The 15,963-nt window shown below is 67.9% G+C and carries 17 protein-coding genes; 7 read left to right on the plus strand and 10 right to left on the minus strand.

Annotated features, from left to right (window positions below):
• Nucleotides 1-29: 29 nt before the first annotated feature.
• Nucleotides 30-422, minus strand: coding sequence for a hypothetical protein (locus ACFW3F_RS21880; protein WP_388061178.1), 393 nt, complete (start codon nt 420-422; stop codon nt 30-32).
• A 19-nt stretch (nt 423-441) separates the two neighbouring features.
• On the opposite strand from ACFW3F_RS21880, the gene hisN reads away from it, so the two are divergent.
• Nucleotides 442-1,248, plus strand: a complete 807-nt coding sequence (gene hisN, locus ACFW3F_RS21885) for a histidinol-phosphatase (RefSeq protein ID WP_388061180.1) — start codon at nt 442-444, stop codon at nt 1,246-1,248.
• Between the two features lie 8 nt (nt 1,249-1,256).
• Here the strand turns inward: hisN and ACFW3F_RS21890 are convergent, their stop codons facing one another.
• Nucleotides 1,257-1,916 carry an MBL fold metallo-hydrolase gene (locus ACFW3F_RS21890; RefSeq protein WP_388061182.1) on the minus strand — a complete coding sequence of 220 codons (660 nt, stop codon included), beginning with the start codon at nt 1,914-1,916 and terminating at the stop codon, nt 1,257-1,259.
• Nucleotides 1,917-1,949: 33 nt separating this feature from the next.
• Nucleotides 1,950-2,408, minus strand: a complete 459-nt coding sequence (locus ACFW3F_RS21895; protein ID WP_388061184.1) for a DUF2752 domain-containing protein — start codon at nt 2,406-2,408, stop codon at nt 1,950-1,952.
• Between the two features lie 180 nt (nt 2,409-2,588).
• On the opposite strand from ACFW3F_RS21895, the gene ACFW3F_RS21900 reads away from it, so the two are divergent.
• Entirely contained in the window at nt 2,589-3,956 is a 1,368-nt protein-coding gene (locus tag ACFW3F_RS21900) for an acyl-CoA dehydrogenase family protein (protein WP_388061186.1), read from the plus strand.
• Nucleotides 3,957-3,986: 30 nt separating this feature from the next.
• Nucleotides 3,987-5,210 carry an acyl-CoA dehydrogenase family protein gene (locus tag ACFW3F_RS21905; protein WP_388061188.1) on the plus strand — a complete coding sequence of 408 codons (1,224 nt, stop codon included), beginning with the start codon at nt 3,987-3,989 and terminating at the stop codon, nt 5,208-5,210.
• A 97-nt stretch (nt 5,211-5,307) separates the two neighbouring features.
• Here ACFW3F_RS21905 and crcB (ACFW3F_RS21910) read toward each other — a convergent pair whose 3' ends face one another.
• Genes crcB (ACFW3F_RS21910) through ACFW3F_RS21925 form a run of 4 tightly spaced genes read right to left on the minus strand, consistent with a single transcriptional unit; the run spans nt 5,308 to nt 8,506 of the window.
• Nucleotides 5,308-5,676, minus strand: coding sequence for a fluoride efflux transporter CrcB (crcB, locus tag ACFW3F_RS21910; RefSeq protein ID WP_388061190.1), 369 nt, complete (start codon nt 5,674-5,676; stop codon nt 5,308-5,310).
• Nucleotides 5,673-6,125 (minus strand): fluoride efflux transporter CrcB, encoded by a 453-nt coding sequence (gene crcB, locus ACFW3F_RS21915; RefSeq protein WP_388061192.1) that lies wholly within the window; start codon nt 6,123-6,125, stop codon nt 5,673-5,675. Before crcB (ACFW3F_RS21915) ends, crcB (ACFW3F_RS21910) begins: the two co-directional genes overlap by 4 nt.
• 14 nt (nt 6,126-6,139) lie before the next feature.
• Entirely contained in the window at nt 6,140-6,622 is a 483-nt protein-coding gene (locus ACFW3F_RS21920) for a DUF6790 family protein (RefSeq protein WP_388061193.1), read from the minus strand.
• Nucleotides 6,623-6,625: 3 nt separating this feature from the next.
• Nucleotides 6,626-8,506: a propionyl-CoA synthetase gene (locus ACFW3F_RS21925; RefSeq protein WP_388061195.1), complete on the minus strand. Its 1,881-nt coding sequence runs from the start codon at nt 8,504-8,506 to the stop codon at nt 6,626-6,628.
• 144 nt (nt 8,507-8,650) lie between these two features.
• Here ACFW3F_RS21925 and ACFW3F_RS21930 point away from each other — a divergent pair, with 144 nt between their 5' ends.
• On the plus strand, nt 8,651-9,253 hold the full coding sequence (locus ACFW3F_RS21930; protein ID WP_388061197.1) for an alpha/beta fold hydrolase: 603 nt from the start codon (nt 8,651-8,653) through the stop codon (nt 9,251-9,253).
• 10 nt (nt 9,254-9,263) lie between these two features.
• Here the strand turns inward: ACFW3F_RS21930 and ACFW3F_RS21935 are convergent, their stop codons facing one another.
• On the minus strand, nt 9,264-9,863 hold the full coding sequence (locus ACFW3F_RS21935) for an MSMEG_1061 family FMN-dependent PPOX-type flavoprotein (protein WP_388061198.1): 600 nt from the start codon (nt 9,861-9,863) through the stop codon (nt 9,264-9,266).
• Between the two features lie 24 nt (nt 9,864-9,887).
• The gene (locus tag ACFW3F_RS21940; RefSeq protein ID WP_388061199.1) at nt 9,888-10,493 is read right to left on the minus strand and encodes a universal stress protein; all 606 of its coding nucleotides are present in this window, start codon (nt 10,491-10,493) and stop codon (nt 9,888-9,890) included.
• A gap of 159 nt (nt 10,494-10,652) precedes the next feature.
• Between ACFW3F_RS21940 and ACFW3F_RS21945 the strand changes: the two genes are divergently transcribed.
• Both ACFW3F_RS21945 and ACFW3F_RS21950 read left to right on the plus strand, forming a co-directional pair.
• Nucleotides 10,653-11,825: a sensor histidine kinase gene (locus tag ACFW3F_RS21945; protein WP_388061201.1), complete on the plus strand. Its 1,173-nt coding sequence runs from the start codon at nt 10,653-10,655 to the stop codon at nt 11,823-11,825.
• On the plus strand, nt 11,822-12,508 hold the full coding sequence (locus tag ACFW3F_RS21950) for a response regulator (protein ID WP_388061203.1): 687 nt from the start codon (nt 11,822-11,824) through the stop codon (nt 12,506-12,508). Before ACFW3F_RS21945 ends, ACFW3F_RS21950 begins: the two co-directional genes overlap by 4 nt.
• 13 nt (nt 12,509-12,521) lie before the next feature.
• On the opposite strand, the gene ACFW3F_RS21955 is transcribed toward ACFW3F_RS21950, so the two are convergent.
• Nucleotides 12,522-13,766: a GAF domain-containing protein gene (locus tag ACFW3F_RS21955; RefSeq protein ID WP_388061205.1), complete on the minus strand. Its 1,245-nt coding sequence runs from the start codon at nt 13,764-13,766 to the stop codon at nt 12,522-12,524.
• Nucleotides 13,767-13,921: 155 nt separating this feature from the next.
• Between ACFW3F_RS21955 and ACFW3F_RS21960 the strand changes: the two genes are divergently transcribed.
• Entirely contained in the window at nt 13,922-15,805 is a 1,884-nt protein-coding gene (locus ACFW3F_RS21960) for a flavin-containing monooxygenase (protein ID WP_388061206.1), read from the plus strand.
• Nucleotides 15,806-15,963: the final 158 nt, after the last annotated feature.

The following is a 15,963-nucleotide window of genomic DNA, read 5'->3' on the forward strand; positions in this document are numbered from 1 at the left end:
ACAGTTCGGCGCGCCAGCGCCCAGGAGGATCAGAGTGGGTCGGGACCCGGTTCGGGCATGACCCCGAACCGCCACGACGTGGCAGCCTTCTGCGGTTTGTAGAGAACCGGCAGATCGTCGCCGATCTGGGGCCACGGGTCGCCCGACCCGAGCACCAGCGTCCCGTACACCTCGGTGGGACTGGTCTCGGGACCGACGATGGTCCCGGAGATCGTGCAGAAGCGGTCACCGTTCTTGTCGGTGGCGCTCTTGCTCGGCTCGTCGTCGCGGTCGGAGACCCCGACGATCGTGAACGTGCCCTGTACGAACTGGGAGGCCTTCGCCGCCGACAGCGGCTGCGGATTGCGACCGCGCTGCCACTGCACCACCAGCGCCACCACGAGGGCCGCGATCAACAGGGTGAACGTCACGGTCAGCCACATGACAGCTACCCTACCGGGCATGTCCGTCCCTCCCGGCTCGACGAAGTTCAGCGACGACGTCGAACTCGCACTCTCACTCGCCGATTCCGCCGACGCGCTGACGATGGACCGGTTCGGGGCCGTCGACCTCCGGGTCGACGACAAGCCGGATCTCACACCGGTGTCCGACGCCGACCTGGCCTGCGAAACCCTGATCCGCGAGCGACTTTCGGCCCGTCGTCCGGGCGACACCGTCCTCGGCGAGGAGTTCGGTGGCGACGTCGCGCTGACCGGGCGGCAGTGGGTCGTCGATCCCATCGACGGGACCAAGAACTTCGTGCGCGGCGTCCCGGTGTGGGCCACCCTGATCGCGCTCCTCATCGACGGCGTGCCGACGGTCGGCGTGGTGTCGGCACCGGCCCTTCGCCGACGCTGGTGGGCCGCAACGGGTCTCGGCGCGCACACGCGCTTCGACGACGAGGACGTGCGACGCCTCTCGGTGTCCGGGGTCGCCGACCTCGGTTCGGCGAGCCTCGCGTTCTCGAGCCTGTCCGGCTGGGCCGACCGCGGCATCCGGGAGCAGTTCATCGGCCTCACCGACCGGGTGTGGCGCGTCCGTGGCTACGGCGACTTCTTCAACTACTGCCTGGTCGCCGAGGGCGCCGTCGACGTCACTGCCGAACCCGAGGTCTCGCTGTGGGACCTCGCGCCCCTCGACATCCTGGTGCGCGAGGCGGGCGGACGCTTCACCGCTCTCGACGGAGCGCCCGGCCCCGCCGGCGGGAGCGCGGTGGCCAGCAACGGACTGCTGCACGACGAGGTGGTGGGTGCGCTGCGCCCGTCGTGACACCCCGCTCACACCTGCGTGGCGCTCTCCTTGTCGAGGACCCGGAACTCCGTCGCCTCGGCCTTCATGTCCGTCAGTCGCCCGTAGTGGATACCGCTGCCCGCGTCGGACAGGATCGCCTGATGGATGGGCACGGCGACCCGGGGAGCCATCGCCCGCAGGTAGTCGACCGACTCGCTGAGTTTCATCCACGGCGCGGCCGAGGGCAGTGCGAGGACGTCGACATGCTCGAACGGGATGTAGAACGAGTCTCCTGGATGCATGAACCGACCCGGCTGATCGGCGGTGCCGAGGACGTAGGCGACGTTGTCGACGACCGGGATCTCGGGATGGATCACCGCATGTCGGCCGCCGGTGAAACGCGCGGTGAGCGAACCGATCTCGATCTGGTCGCCGCTGCGGGCGGCCGTCCACGCACCGGCGACGTCGTCGTCGTTGAGTTGGGTCGTCGTCTGCGGGTCGGCGTAGAGGATCGCGCCGGGGTTCGCGGCGACGAGGTCGGGCAGCCTCGCGACGTCGCAGTGATCGGGATGCTGGTGGGTGATCAAGATGGCGTCGAGACCGCTGATGCCGTCGAAGCCGTGCGAGAAATTCCCCGGATCGAAGAGCACCTTGGTCCCGTCGATCTCGACGAGCAGACAGGAATGGCCGAAGTGGGTGATCTGCATGTATCCACTGTGCACGTTCACACGGCGGCACGCTCACACGACGACCGGGAAGAACCCCCAACCGAACGCGGCGTCGAGAATGCGCACGAAACCGTAGGTGAGCCACACCCCGAGCAGGACCGCACCGACCGGGCCGAGGACGAGGTCGCGCCAGCCGGCGAGCGGTCCCCCTCGACGCCGCACGAGGGTGACCGTCGCGGCCACGACGGTGACCGCGGCCAGCACCAGGAACACCGGACCGAACACGTTGAACGTGAACGCGGACCCGACGTCACCGTGCATGAATGCGACCCAGCTGCGTGTGAGTCCGCAGCCGGGACACGGCAGGCCGGTCATCACCGCGAACGGACACAGCTGCGGCCCGCTGTCGACGCCGCTCGGGCTGAACACGCAGGCCGCGCCGAGCGCGGCGGCACCGACCACGGCGACGGTCGTCGCGCCCACCACCTGATTGACCGATAAGCCCTGCTCGCGGCGGTGATCGAGGGTCATGCGGCCAGGGTAGCGGGTGTCAGGGCGGGCGGTGTCGGGCAAGTGCGTGACAAACTTCTTACTCCAAAGTAAGGTTGGGACTTACTACCGAGTAAGATCGGTCCGAACCCACTGATATTCACGCACACGTAGGTCCACAGCGCCCCCACCCGGGGCCACTGGAAGAAACGGCTGGTGATCATGACAACTCACACCGAACCGCGCGACACCTCCGCAGTCGGCCGCAACCCGCATCCGCGCAGCTTCATCGGCACCGCGATGCGCGTCCTGAGCACGGTGACGGGCTCGGAGTTCGCCGAGAAGTACAAGATCCGCGAGCCCATCAACCGGATCGCTTACCAGGGCACCAAGACCGGCTTCCAGACCCTCGGTGCCGCCAACCGTGCGTTCAAGGCTGCCCAGGGCGGCTCGGGCCAGGCCAAGCGCCTCACCAGCGCCCCCAAGGACTACTTCAACCTCACTCCCGACGACGAGCAGCAGATGATCGCCGAGACGGTGAAGGAATTCGCCACCGAGATCCTGCGTCCGGCGGCCCACGATGCCGATGCCGCGGCCGCCGCGCCGGAGGACCTGGTCAAACGGTCCGCCGAACTCGGCATCACGATGATCAACGTCCCCGAGGAGTTCGACGGCGCCGCGTCCGAGCGTGGCGTCGTGACCAACGCGCTCGTCGCCGAGGCCATGGCCTACGGCGACATGGGCCTCGCGCTCCCCCTCCTCGCACCGAGTGGCGTGGCCACTACGCTCACCAACTTCGGCACCGACGAGCAGCAGCGCACCTATCTACCCGACTACGCGGGCGAGAACGTGCCGCAGTCGGCGGTCGTCATCGCCGAACCGCGCCCCCTCTTCGACGCGTTCGCGCTGAGCACCAAAGCGACTCGCGTCCCCAGCGGATTCCGGCTGAACGGCGTCAAGTCGTTCGTCCCGGCCGCCGGATCGTCGGAACTGTTCATCGTCGGCGCCCAGCTCGACGGCAAGCCCGCGCTGTTCCTCGTCGAGTCCGACACCAAGGGACTCATCGTCGAGGCCGACCCGGGTATGGGTGTGCGTGCCGCCGGGATGGGCCGTCTGCTCCTGCAGGACGTCGCCGTGCCCGCGACCGCGATCGTCGGCGGCGAGGGCGACGCCGCGACGGCCGCCTTCCGCGACGTCGTGCGCCTCTCGCGTCTGGGCTGGTCGGCTCTCGCGGCCGGTACCGCACGCGCTGTCCTGGACTACGTGATCCCCTACGTCAACGAGCGTGAGGCGTTCGGCGAGCCGATCTCCAACCGCCAGGCGGTGGCCTTCATGGTCGCCACGATGGCCACCGAGGTCGACTCCATCCGCCTGGTCACGCTGCGCGGAGCCGCGCGCGCCGAGCAGGGCCTGAGCTTCGCCCGCGAAGCCGCCCTCGCCCGCAAGCTGACCATCGACAAGGGCCTGCAGATCGGTCTCGACGGCGTCCAGCTGCTCGGCGGCCACGGATTCACCAAGGAGCACCCCGTCGAGCGCTGGTACCGCGATCTCCGCGGCGCCGGCATCGGCGAAGGCATCGTCGTCCTCTGATCTGTCTCGACACACATCGAAAGCACCGACATGAGCATCAATCTGGAACTCCCGAAGAAGCTGCACGTCACCGTCGATCAGGCACATCAGGCGGCGGCGGAGATCTTCCGGCCCATCTCCCGCAAGTACGACCTGCGCGAGCACGACTACCCCGTCGAACTCGACACGCTGGCAAGCCTTTACGACGGACTCTCCGAGACCGGCCAGGCCGGCGCGGGCGCCGACGGCGGCCGTAGCCAGCAGAAGAAGGAGAAGCCGCGGGCCGAGGGCGCCGTGGTCAACGGCGGCAACATGCAGTCCGTCGTCAACGTGATCGAGACCTCCTGGGGCGACGTCGGCCTCATGCTGAGCATCCCGTACCAGGGCCTGGGCAACTCGGCGATCGCCGCGGTCGCCACCGACGAGCAGCTCGAGCGGTTCGGCAAGGTGTGGGCGGCCATGGCCATCACCGAACCCGGTTTCGGCTCCGACTCGGCCGCGGTCTCCACCACTGCCACCCTCGACGGCGACGAGTACGTCATCAACGGCGAGAAGATCTACGTGACAGCGGGTTCCCGCGCGACGCACATCGTCGTGTGGGCAACCGTCGACAAGAGCCTGGGCCGCGCCGCCATCAAGAGTTTCGTGGTCCCCCGGACGCATCCGGGCGTCACCATCGAACGACTCGAGCACAAGCTCGGCATCAAGGTCTCCGACACCGCGGCGATCCGCTTCGAGAACTGCCGCATCCCCAAGGAGAACCTGCTCGGCTCCCCCGAGGTCGACACCAAGAGGGGTTTCGGCGGGGTCATGCAGACCTTCGACAACACCCGTCCCCTGGTGGCCGGCATGGCCGTGGGAGTCACCCGCGCCGCACTCGAGGAGTTGCGCCGCATCCTCGACGAGGCGGGCATCGAGGTCGACTACGACCGCCCGGCCGCCGACCAGCACGCCGCGGCAGCCGAATTCCTGCGGATGGAAGCCGATTTCGAAGCCGCCTACCTGCACACGATGCGCGCCGCGTGGATGGCCGACAACAAGCAGCCGAACTCCACCGAGGCGTCGATGTCCAAGGCCAAGGCCGGACGCACCGCCACCGACGTCACCAACAAGGTCGTCGAACTGACCGGCACCCTCGGCTACTCCGAGCGGCTGCTGGTGGAGAAGTGGGCCCGCGACTCGAAGATCCTCGACATCTTCGAGGGCACCCAGCAAATCCAGAACCTGATCATCGCGCGACGCGTGCTGAACAAGAGCAGCGCCGAACTGAAGTGATCGGCTGACGGACAACGTCATTCGGCCCCGCGACCTCACCACACCGTCGCGGGGCCGAATTGCGTCGCAGGTAGGACGACATCGGCGGACAGGACGATCAGAGGGCCCAGACCAACCCCATGCCGGCCGCGCACGCGCTGGACGACGCGACAAGGGTCCCGACGGCGTACGCCGCCGCCCGGATCCCGTCCCCCCGTTGCGCCAACCGCACGGCCTCGAAGGATGCGGTGCTGAAAGTCGTGTAGCCGCCGCAGAAACCGGTTCCGACGATCAGCTGCCAGTCGTGTGACGCCCCGTGGAAGACGACGAGGCCGGCGAGCACTCCCAGCAGTGCCGACCCGCTGACGTTGATCGCCAACGTGCCCCAGGGCGTCGTGGTGGGCCACCGGTGTCTGACCGCTCCGTCGACGACGAACCGGGTCACCGCTCCGAGCGCGCCCGCCAGCATCACCGCGAGCGCGATCATGACCGCGCCACCCGGGAGGCGAGCGCGATCCCGCAGGCCGCTGCGATGAGACCGAGCACCACACTGATGACCGCGTAGGACAACGCGGTCACCACCGCCGCCACCCGTGTCAGTTCGGTGATCTCCAGCGCGAAGGTGCTGTAGGTGGTCAGCGCCCCACAGATCCCGGTCCCGCCGAAGAGGCGTATCCGCTGGCGCCACCCCCCGTCGTGGCCAAGCCTCGCAAGCAGTTCCAGGAGTGCCCCCAAGATGAACGCGCCGATGATGTTCACCGCGAACGTCGCCCAGGGCCAGTGCCCGTGCTGGGCCGGAAACACTTCCTCCGCCCCATACCGCACGCCTGTGCCGATGAGTCCCCCGGCGAACACCCAGGCGAGCGCGTGCACCCGGAGGTGTAGCGGACGTTCGTCGGGATCGACGGGGAGTTCGCGGTGCTCGTCTCGGTGCACGCGCCAAGTGTCCGCTAGGTGACGGTCACATACAACACGATCAGGTAGATCGGCACCAGTACGTCGAAGAAGAAGATGGGACCGGCGTTGCCCGCCTTGAAGTTCCGGTGGGTCACCATCTCCCGCACATGACCCACGGCAGCGCCCAGGTAGAACACCGAGAACGCGATGATGGTGGCCAGGGTGAACTCGTCGCCGAAACCGGACGCGATCACACCCAGCACACCCGTCGCGAGGCTGGCGAGCCCCACCTCCCACTGCCACGGCGTCTTCGGCGGCCAGCCGATGGATTCGGCGATCGGCTCGCCGAAGAACATGTGCCCGCACCCGGTCATCCAGCCCTGCACCCCGATCATCCACAGCACCGAGTTCTCGAGGAGGTCTCGACCGAGATCACCGCCCGGCATCACGATGTCGATCACCGTCGTGATGATCGTGCCGACCAGGCCGACGAACGGCACGAGCCGAATCGTGGTCCGCAGCACCGAGTCGAGCATCACTCAGCCCTTGAGCTGATCGGCCAGGGCGGTGAGCACTTCCGGGTCCTCGATGGTCGAGGGCACCGTGTACTCTTCGTGATCGGCGATCTGCCGCATGGTCTTCCGCAGGATCTTGCCCGAGCGGGTCTTCGGCAGGGCGGGTACCACCGTCACGTCTCGGAACGTCGCGACCGCCCCGATCTCGTCGCGCACCATCGCCACGAGCTCGCTGCGCAGCGTGTCGGCATCGATGTCGACGCCGGACTTCAACACCACGTATCCGCTGGGACGCTGTCCCTTCAGCTCGTCGTGGATGCCGATGACCGCGCATTCGGCGACTGCCTGGTGCGACGCCACCACGGCCTCGATACTGCCCGTCGAGAGTCGATGTCCGGCAACGTTGATCACGTCGTCCGAACGGCCGAGGACGACCACATAACCGTCTGCGTCGACGAAGCCCGAGTCGCCGGTCAGGTAATACCCCTCGAATGCCGACAGGTACGACGCGCGGTACCGCTCCTCGTCGCGCCAGAGACCGGCGAGTGTACCGGGCGGCAGCGGCAGGCTGATGACGATGTTGCCCTCCTGCTCCGCGCCGAGCGTGTTGCCCTCAGCGTCCACGACGCCCACCTGAAAACCGGGCACGGGCACCGTCGGCGATCCCGCCTTGATCGGCATGGGTTCGAGCCCACGGAGATTCGCCGCGATCGCCCACCCGGTCTCGGTCTGCCACCAGTGGTCGACGACCGGTATCCCGAGCACCTCCGACGCCCAGGTGAACGTGTCCGGGTCGAGTCGCTCGCCGGCGGCGTACAACGTCTCGAGCGAGGACACGTCGTAGTTGCGCAGTTCGGCGGCGTCCGGATCGGCCTTGCGGATCGCGCGGATCGCGGTCGGCGCGGTGAACAGGGCCTTCACCCCGTGGTCGGCGATGACGCGCCAGAACGCACCCGCGTCCGGGGTGCCCACCGGCTTCCCCTCGTACATCACCGACGCCGCCCCGACGAGCAGCGGCCCGTACACGATGTAGGAGTGTCCGACGACCCACCCGACATCGGAGGCCGTCCACCACACGTCACCGGCGGCGATGTCGTAGATGTTCGCCATCGACCACGTCAGCGCCACCGCGTGCCCGCCGTTGTCGCGGACGACACCCTTGGGTTTGCCGGTGGTTCCCGAGGTGTAGAGGATGTACAACGGATCGGTCGCGGCCACGGGGACCGGGTCCACCGGGCCGGCATCGGCCAGCACCTCATCCCAGTCGAGCCAACCGTCGTGATCGGCTGCCGCACCGTCGATATCGGGACGGTTCTTCACGATGACGACACGCGGCGGCGTGGCCGACAGCTCGATGGCCTTGGCCACCAACGGTAGGTACTCCACGACACGGCCGGGCTCCAGGCCACCCGAAGCGGTGACGACGGCCACGGGCTCGGCGTCGTCGATGCGCGTCGCGAGCTCGCGGGCGGCGAACCCGCCGAAGACCACCGAGTGCACGGCGCCGATGCGCGCACACGCGAGCATCGCCATGGCCGCCTCCGGGATCATCGGCATGTAGATCACCACACGATCCCCGGCGCCGATCCCCTGCGCCGCCAGAGCTCCGGCAAAACGCGAGACCTCGTCGAGCAGTTCGGCATAGGAGAACCGGCGAACCTCGCCCACCATGGCCGAGTCCCAGATCAGCGCGGTGCGATCACCGTGTCCGGCCGCCACATGGCGGTCGAGGGCGTTGGCACAGGTGTTCAGGCTCGCATCCGGGAACCAGCGGTAGAACGGGGCGGCCGAATCGTCGAGTGCCCTCGTGGGCGGCCGCGCCCAGTCCACCGCGGCGGCCGCGTCGAGCCAGAACCCCTCGCGATCGTCGGCCGCCCGTGTGAACGCCTCGATGTACCGGCCCATGGCCATCCCTTCGCCGTCGTCGTGACAGGCACCGCCTCGCCCGGGTGCCGTATCGCCTCTCGAGCGTATCGGTGTGCCCGCCGCCGCGAAGGACGATCTCGACTCCTGCGCCGGTCTGTCTGCGGCTCGTACCGAGCGGTCGAGATGCGCGCCCGATCAGCGCCCTGCGACGGTGGACACCGCAGTGGTGACCTGATCGAGGAAGTTCCGGATCGTGTTCAGATCCTCGTCGGAGTATTCGTCGGCCGCACCCGCCGACGTCGAGACCCCTTCGGCACGACCCGGGTCAACATCATCGGAACAGCGGGAACGCCGCCGCTGATCCTGCTCCCCGGCGGAGGGGCGACCTCGATGTCCTGGGTGAACGTCGTCGACCGCCTCGCGCGAACACGCCGGGTTCACGCGCTCGACCTCATCGGCGACGTCGGCCGTTCTCGCGTGAGTCGGCCACCGCAGACCACGGGCGATCTCGCCGGACAGACCGGCGCGGCCACACCGAACCCCGAATGGTCAGAGATGATCTGCGCCGGAGCGCAATTCCCGACCCCGCCGACCGTCGTACCGAAACGTCCTACCAGCGGGGCTCTTTCGGTTCTCGGAGGGGGCAATTCGATCGCGTACGAGAATCGCTCCCGCCGGCGCGAATCACGATGCTCGCCAGCGGCAGTCACCACACGTTGTCCCCTCGAACCCGCGGACGAGATCGCCGATGCACTCGTCTCCGCCCTCGAGGAGAACCAGACGTAGTCCGCCGCAGTCAGTACAGATACGGGCGGAAGCTGTCCTCGGTGAACCGTTCGTTCCCGGCTTCGGGCATCACGCGTCTGGTGATCTCCGCGACCGACGGCAGCGCATCGGGCCGCCAGGTGTCCGGCTTCCACAGGTCCGCCCGGAGAAACGCCTTGGGGCAGTGGAAGAACACCTCTTCGACGGTGATCTCGACCGCGAGAATCGGTCTCTTGCCGCTGATCGCCAGGTCATCGAAGTAGTCGGCATCGTCGACGATGCGGGCGCAGCCGTTGATCCGGAGAGTGTCGCCGCGTCCGGGCACGACGAAGATGGCGCCTGCATGGGGGTTCCGCAGAATGTTCAGGTAGCCGTCGACACGGCGGTTGCCGGGCCGCTCGGGTATCGCGATCCGGCTGTCGTCGATGACATGGACGACCTTCCCGGCCGGGTCACCCTTGGGCGACACATCCGTGCGTCCGTGGTCGTCGGCGGTCGCGAGGAACACTATCGGCGACTGCGCGAGCCATTCCCGATCGACATCGGCGAGTGAGCTCCTCACCTTGTCGCGGACCATCTCCACGGGATGGCCGACGATCTCACGCAGCTTCGACTCGTCGGTGATGTGCATGAGCACATCGTGTCACGGTCGGCGCTACGCGGGTTTCGGCGCCGGCACGGGCCATGGAAAGCTCCAGGTGGCATCGCGGAGGTCATCGGCGAGCGGGGCCTGCCGGCGATGATGGATCGAGCCGTCCGTGACGACCAGGGCGACCTCGTCGTCGAGTCGACGGGCGAGGCGGCGGGCCATCCAGCCAGGTCGTCCCCGGCCGGTTCCGACGACAACGGCTCCGGCGCCCGTGCGCTGCGCAACCCGGTGCAGGACCGCCGCGGGGTCGCCGTCCTCGCTCATGGTGGACACCTGCAGGGCACCGTGCCACTTCGCCAGCTCGGCGGCGGTCCGCAGGCACTCGTCGACGCCGGCCCGCCCGGTCAGCAGATAGGACTCGTGCTTCAGGGCGTCGTGGAGTTCGGTGTCGGCTTCCGTGCGCCGGCGTCGGGTGGCACAGAGCAGGATGAGGTCGTGCGAGTCGCCCAGCATCGCCGCGGCGACCTTCACCGCACGCAACGACGCCTCGCCGTCGTCGATCCCGACGACGACCCGACGACCGAGCCCTTCGCGGCTCGGGTCGAGAACTGTTCGCGCGTCGCGGGTTTCGAAGCGTTCCCACCGATCACGTCGTAGTCGCAGCGTTGTCATCGTGTCCTCCTCGGGTCCGTTGTCAGCTGCTCACAACGCTATGGAGGCAACGAGTCCTGGTCGCCAACCCGCGGGTCGACCTGTTCTCCACCCCAGGGTGGAGACCGCAATCCACCGCGGGGCGGATGTTCGGGGCCGGTGCGGAACTATCCTGGAACGGTGACGGGCTTCACAGCGAACGTAGGTGCCGGGCTGCGACGCCGGGTCGAGCGGGCCGGCGGCGAGTATCCCCCGCTGTATCCCGCGGTCATCCTGGGGTCCAGCGTCGTGGTCACCCTGGTGTCGACGGCGCAACGCCATCCGTTCGATCAGGTCTGGTGGGTGGTCGCCGCTCTGGTGCTCGCCGCGCTGACCCTGGCCATGGATCTGTCCCTACCGCCGACCTCGTACGCGTGTTTCGGGATCATCGCCAGCTCTGTCTGTTTCCTGATGGTCCCGACGCCCACCGATGCCGCACCACTCCAGCTCGTCCTGATGGCGGCGATCGCCGCTGCGATGTATCCCCTGCTCACCGGAATGACCGTCATGGTCGCGTGCATCGCGGTGATCGTCTGGTTCGGCGCCTTCGGCGGCCTCGGCTCACCGGCCCTGTACGCACTCGGCGTCGCCTGCGGATGGCTGATCGGCTACATGATGCTGATCCAGAAACGACTGGCCGACAACCGGGCTCGCGTACTCGCCGAACGTGCCGACCGCGCCGCCGGCGACGAGCGCCGGCGGATAGCTCGCGAGATCCACGATGTCATCGCCCACTCGCTGTCGATCACCATGCTCAATGTCACCGGGGCCCGCCGCGTCCTGGAACAGGACCGCGACATCGAGGAGGCTCTCGAGGCGCTGTCGGACGCCGAGCGTCAGGGCAGGCAGGCCATGACCGAGATCCGCAGCATCGTCCACGTGCTGGGAACTGCTGGACCGTCGGGAACCACGGCGCCGTCGCCGGGTGCCGGAGACCTGGTCCGGCTCGTCGAGGACTACCGCAAGGCCGGCGTCGACATCGACTTCTCGCTCGCGGGTGACGTCACCGACCTCCCGCGTCCGGTCGGCGCCGCCCTGTACCGCATCGCCCAGGAATCCTTGGCGAACGTCGTCAAACACTCGACCGGCAAGTCGGCGTCGGTGTCGGTCTCGGTGAGCGACGCGGTGGCGCTCACCATCGAGAATCCCGCGACACAGGGCCGACCCCGGCAGTGCGACGGCACCGGCATCGAGGGGATGACCCAGCGCGCAGCGTTGCTCGGCGGCACACTGCACACCTCACATCGCGCGGGAACGTGGTCGGTGCGCGCGACGCTGCCCGCCCGATCGATCGCCGACGGGGTGCCCGCATGACGACGACCGGGCCGACCGACGTCGCGGCCGAGCCGATCCGGGTCCTCCTGGTCGACGATCAGGAACTCATCCGCACGGGGTTGCGACGCATCCTCCGCCTCCGCGACGGCTTCGACATCGTGGGCGAATGCGCCGACGGCTCCGAGGTTCTCGCCGGGATCGCCGAACACCGCCCCGACATCGTCGTGATGGACCTGCGCATGCGCAACGTCGACGGGATCACCGCGACAACCATGGTCCGGACGCTCCGGGAACCGCCACCGGTGCTGGTGCTGACCACTTTCGACGACGACGTCCTGCTCTCGCGTGCGCTCCGCGCCGGTGCGGCCGGATTCATCCTCAAGGACTCTCCTGCCGAGGCGCTGATCTGGGCCGTCCGCGCTGTTGTCCGCGATGGAGCATTCCTCGACCCCGCGGTCACCGAACGCGTCCTCCGGGGTTTTCGGCGATCGGGCCGTGAACAGGTGACCGTCGCCGCCGGCCTCACCGACCGCGAGACCGATGTCCTGCGACTGATCGCCCGGGGCCGAACGAATTCGGAAATCGGTTCCACCCTTGGCATTTCGCAGGTGACCGTCAAGAGTCACATCAATCACATCTTCACGAAGCTCGACCTGCGGGACCGTGCAGCGGCGATCGTGTATGCCTTCGATCACGGACTGGTGGTCGCCGAGTACGACTGACCGGACCAGCCGCTCAGTCGTGCGCGTCGAGCAGGTGGACGTCGACGCCGTCGGCGAAGCGATACGGGCCGGCCATCAGCAGACCACCGAAATGTTTTCGCAGACGCGACATCTCGGCACGGACCGTGACCGTGCGGTCGTCGACCCCGAACAGGTGAGTGGACACCCGGGCCGCGGTCACGCCTTCGGGATGACGGGCCAGAAAGGTGAGGATGTCGCCGTGGCGCGGCGAACAGCGGTGCGTCCACGCCCCGCTGGCGCCCTCGACGGTGACCTCGACATGTCCCCCGCCCGACGGCCCGGTCGGCACCCGCACGACCACCCGGGTGGTCGCAGCCTCCGATGTCTCGGCGACGCGCACCAACCAGCCACCGGGTAGCGCCTCCACGTCGCACTCACCGAGCGCAGTGACGAAGATCCGGCCGGGCCCGAGCCGTGGCGGCAGAACGAGCCGGGGTCGCGGGGACACGGTGTCCACCGCCGCCACCCAGCCGTCAGTGTCCACCGCCAGCGCCGGGCCGGGCATCCGGGCGAGGATCGGCGCGGCAACCGCCCGCAACGAGTCGAGCCGGCGGTGATGGCTCTCGCGGAGTTGCGACTCGGCGAGCCTGGCGACGGCGTGAACGAGCGCCAGGGTGGTCGGATGGATGGTGGCGGCCGGGCCGCTGACATCGACGACACCCAGCATCTCGCCGGTCCGCGGGTCCTTGATCGGTGCACCGGTGCACGTCCACGAGTGATGGCTCCGGGCGAAGTGCTCGGCCGAGAACACCTGAACCGAACGACCCGACATGAGTGCGGTACCGATCGCGTTGGTCCCCACCGAACCCTCGGCCCAGTCGGCTCCCTCGACGAATCCGAGACCGTCGGCACGGGTGAGCACCTTCGACGACCCGCTGCGCCACAACACGCGCCCCCGGGCGTCCGACACGACGAGGATGTTGTCGCCATCGGCGATCAACGAGTCCAGGCCACGCGCGAGTTCGTCGACGACCTCGGCGAGGCCGGAAAGCCGCCGACGTTCTTCGAGCTCCTCGAGTTGCAGAGTCCGGTCGGTGGCACAGTCCACGTCCGGGTCCAGACCGGCTCGCCGGAGTCGCCGCCACGAGTCGTCGATGACGCTGCGTGGACGGGCGGGCATCCGGCCGCCCGACATCGCGGCGTCGTGCACAGCACTGAGAACGGAGGCGAACTGCCGTGGATCGTCTCCGGCGTGCACCGCCGGCTCCAGCTCGGCGGACGGATCGTAGTGGTTCATCACCTCGATTGTGCGTCACGTCACAGCTGACGACAACGGTCCCCGCCCTTCGCAACCCCTTGCAACCCTTGCCGCCGACCGGCCCCGGGGCGTCTGCTGTCCACAACCCGCTGTGTTCCACATCACCATCGCGGGCACGCACTCGAGGAGACATCATGACGCAGACACTGGAACCGGTCGTCCCACCCGCACCGGGAACGGACGGTGGTCGGACCGCCGTCGACCGCACCCCGCAGCAGCGGATCGAGACCTGGCTGAGGGACTTCGAGTCCGCTCTCGCCGCCCTCGACATCGAGCGTGCGACGAACAGCTTTCTCACCGACAGCTATTGGCGCGACCTCACCGCGTTCACCTGGAACATCAAGACCGTCGAAGGGCATGAGCAGATCGCCGACATGCTGTCCGCCCGTCTCGCCGACACCCGGCCGTCGAACTTCGCGGCCACGGAACCGGCGACCGATGACGGTGACGGCGTCGTCTCCGCGTTCATCGGCTTCGAGACCGCGGTGGGGCGCTGCGAGGGACATCTCCGCATCCGTCCCGATGACAGTGATGGAGATGGCGGGACAGACAAAGCCTGGACTCTGCTGACGACGATGCAGGAACTGAAGGGCCACGAGGAATCGTCGGGTCCCGCCCGACCGCTCGGGGCGGTACACGGTTCCGATCCCGACACTCGTTCCTGGGCGGAGAAGAAGGCCGAGGAGGAACTGGCCCTCGGACGAGCCACCCAACCGTACGTCCTGGTCATCGGCGGCGGCCAGGGCGGGATCGCACTCGGCGCGAGGTTACGCCAGCTCGGTGTCCCCTCGGTCGTCGTCGATCGTCACGAACGTCCCGGCGACCAGTGGCGCAAACGCTACAAGTCGCTGTGCCTGCACGACCCGGTCTGGTACGACCATCTCCCGTATCTCCCGTTCCCCGACAACTGGCCGGTGTTCGCACCGAAGGACAAGATCGGTGACTGGCTGGAGTTCTACACCAAGGTGATGGAGGTGCCGTACTGGAGCAAGACGACATGCCTCTCCGCCGCCTACGACGACGCCGAATCCCGCTGGACCGTCGAGGTCGACCGGGACGGTGAGCGCCTCACGCTCCATCCGACCCAACTGGTCCTGGCGACGGGAATGTCCGGCAAACCCGCCGTCCCGTCGGTACCGGGGCAAGACGTGTTCGCCGGCGAACAGCACCACTCGAGCGCGCACCCCGGACCCGACGGGTACGCCGGCAAGAAGGTCGTCGTCATCGGATCGAACAATTCCGCCCACGACATCTGCAAAGCATTGGTGGACAACGGGGTCGACGCGACGATGGTGCAACGGTCCTCGACCCACATCGTGAAGTCGGACTCGTTGCGATCGATCGCCCTGGGATCGCTCTACAGCGAGGAGGCCGTGGCCTCCGGGATGACCACCAAGAAGGCAGACCTCACCTTCGCCTCACTGCCCTACCGGATCATGCACCAGTTCCAGGTACCGGTCTACGACCAGATCCGTGAGCAGGACAAGGAGTTCTACGACCGTCTAGAGGCGGCCGGCTTCCAGCTCGACTTCGGCGACGACGACTCCGGCCTCTTCATGAAGTACCTGCGCCGCGGGTCCGGCTACTACATCGACGTGGGGGCCAGCGAACTCATCGCCGACGGCACGATCAACCTCGTCCACGGACAGCTGGACCACCTCACCGAGACGTCGGTGGTCCTCACCGACGGCACCGAGATCGACGCCGACGTGGTCGTGTACGCGACGGGATACGGCTCGATGAACGGCTGGGCAGCCGACCTCATGGGGCAGGAGGTCGCCGACCGGGTCGGAAAGGTCTGGGGACTTGGTTCCGATACGACCAAGGACCCGGGCCCGTGGGAGGGCGAACAGCGCAACATGTGGAAGCCGACCCAGCAGCCGGGCCTGTGGTTCCACGGTGGAAACCTTCACCAGTCACGTCACTATTCGCTCTATCTCGCCCTGCAACTCAAGGCACGATATGAGGGTATTCCGACGTCCGTCTATGGACTCGCGGACGTGCACCATCTGAACTGACCCGACCCCGTACCCGACAACGAGAAATGCCCCGCAACCGGTGGGGTTGCGGGGCATTCTCAGATTGTGTTCGGCGGTGTCCTACTCTCCCACACTGATTAGGGTGCAGTACCATTGGCGCTGGAGGGCTTAGCTTCCGGGTTCGGAATGGAGCCGGG

Origin of the sequence: Gordonia sp. NPDC058843, from assembly GCF_042743165.1 — a bacterium.
Classification (GTDB): Bacteria; Actinomycetota; Actinomycetes; order Mycobacteriales; family Mycobacteriaceae; genus Gordonia.

Coding starts and splice junctions, on each gene's coding strand:
- ACFW3F_RS21925 (WP_388061195.1), bottom strand. CDS start 8,506: ATGGGCCGGTACATCGAGGCGTTCACACGGGCGGCCGACGATCGCGAG.
- ACFW3F_RS21905 (WP_388061188.1), top strand. CDS start 3,987: ATGAGCATCAATCTGGAACTCCCGAAGAAGCTGCACGTCACCGTCGAT.
- ACFW3F_RS21880 (WP_388061178.1), bottom strand. CDS start 422: ATGTGGCTGACCGTGACGTTCACCCTGTTGATCGCGGCCCTCGTGGTG.
- crcB (WP_388061190.1), bottom strand. CDS start 5,676: ATGATCGCGCTCGCGGTGATGCTGGCGGGCGCGCTCGGAGCGGTGACC.
- ACFW3F_RS21950 (WP_388061203.1), top strand. CDS start 11,822: ATGACGACGACCGGGCCGACCGACGTCGCGGCCGAGCCGATCCGGGTC.
- hisN (WP_388061180.1), top strand. CDS start 442: ATGTCCGTCCCTCCCGGCTCGACGAAGTTCAGCGACGACGTCGAACTC.
- ACFW3F_RS21890 (WP_388061182.1), bottom strand. CDS start 1,916: ATGCAGATCACCCACTTCGGCCATTCCTGTCTGCTCGTCGAGATCGAC.
- ACFW3F_RS21935 (WP_388061198.1), bottom strand. CDS start 9,863: ATGCACATCACCGACGAGTCGAAGCTGCGTGAGATCGTCGGCCATCCC.
- ACFW3F_RS21920 (WP_388061193.1), bottom strand. CDS start 6,622: ATGCTCGACTCGGTGCTGCGGACCACGATTCGGCTCGTGCCGTTCGTC.
- ACFW3F_RS21930 (WP_388061197.1), top strand. CDS start 8,651: ATGCGCGCCCGATCAGCGCCCTGCGACGGTGGACACCGCAGTGGTGAC.
- ACFW3F_RS21895 (WP_388061184.1), bottom strand. CDS start 2,408: ATGACCCTCGATCACCGCCGCGAGCAGGGCTTATCGGTCAATCAGGTG.
- ACFW3F_RS21955 (WP_388061205.1), bottom strand. CDS start 13,766: ATGAACCACTACGATCCGTCCGCCGAGCTGGAGCCGGCGGTGCACGCC.
- ACFW3F_RS21960 (WP_388061206.1), top strand. CDS start 13,922: ATGACGCAGACACTGGAACCGGTCGTCCCACCCGCACCGGGAACGGAC.
- ACFW3F_RS21940 (WP_388061199.1), bottom strand. CDS start 10,493: ATGACAACGCTGCGACTACGACGTGATCGGTGGGAACGCTTCGAAACC.
- ACFW3F_RS21900 (WP_388061186.1), top strand. CDS start 2,589: ATGACAACTCACACCGAACCGCGCGACACCTCCGCAGTCGGCCGCAAC.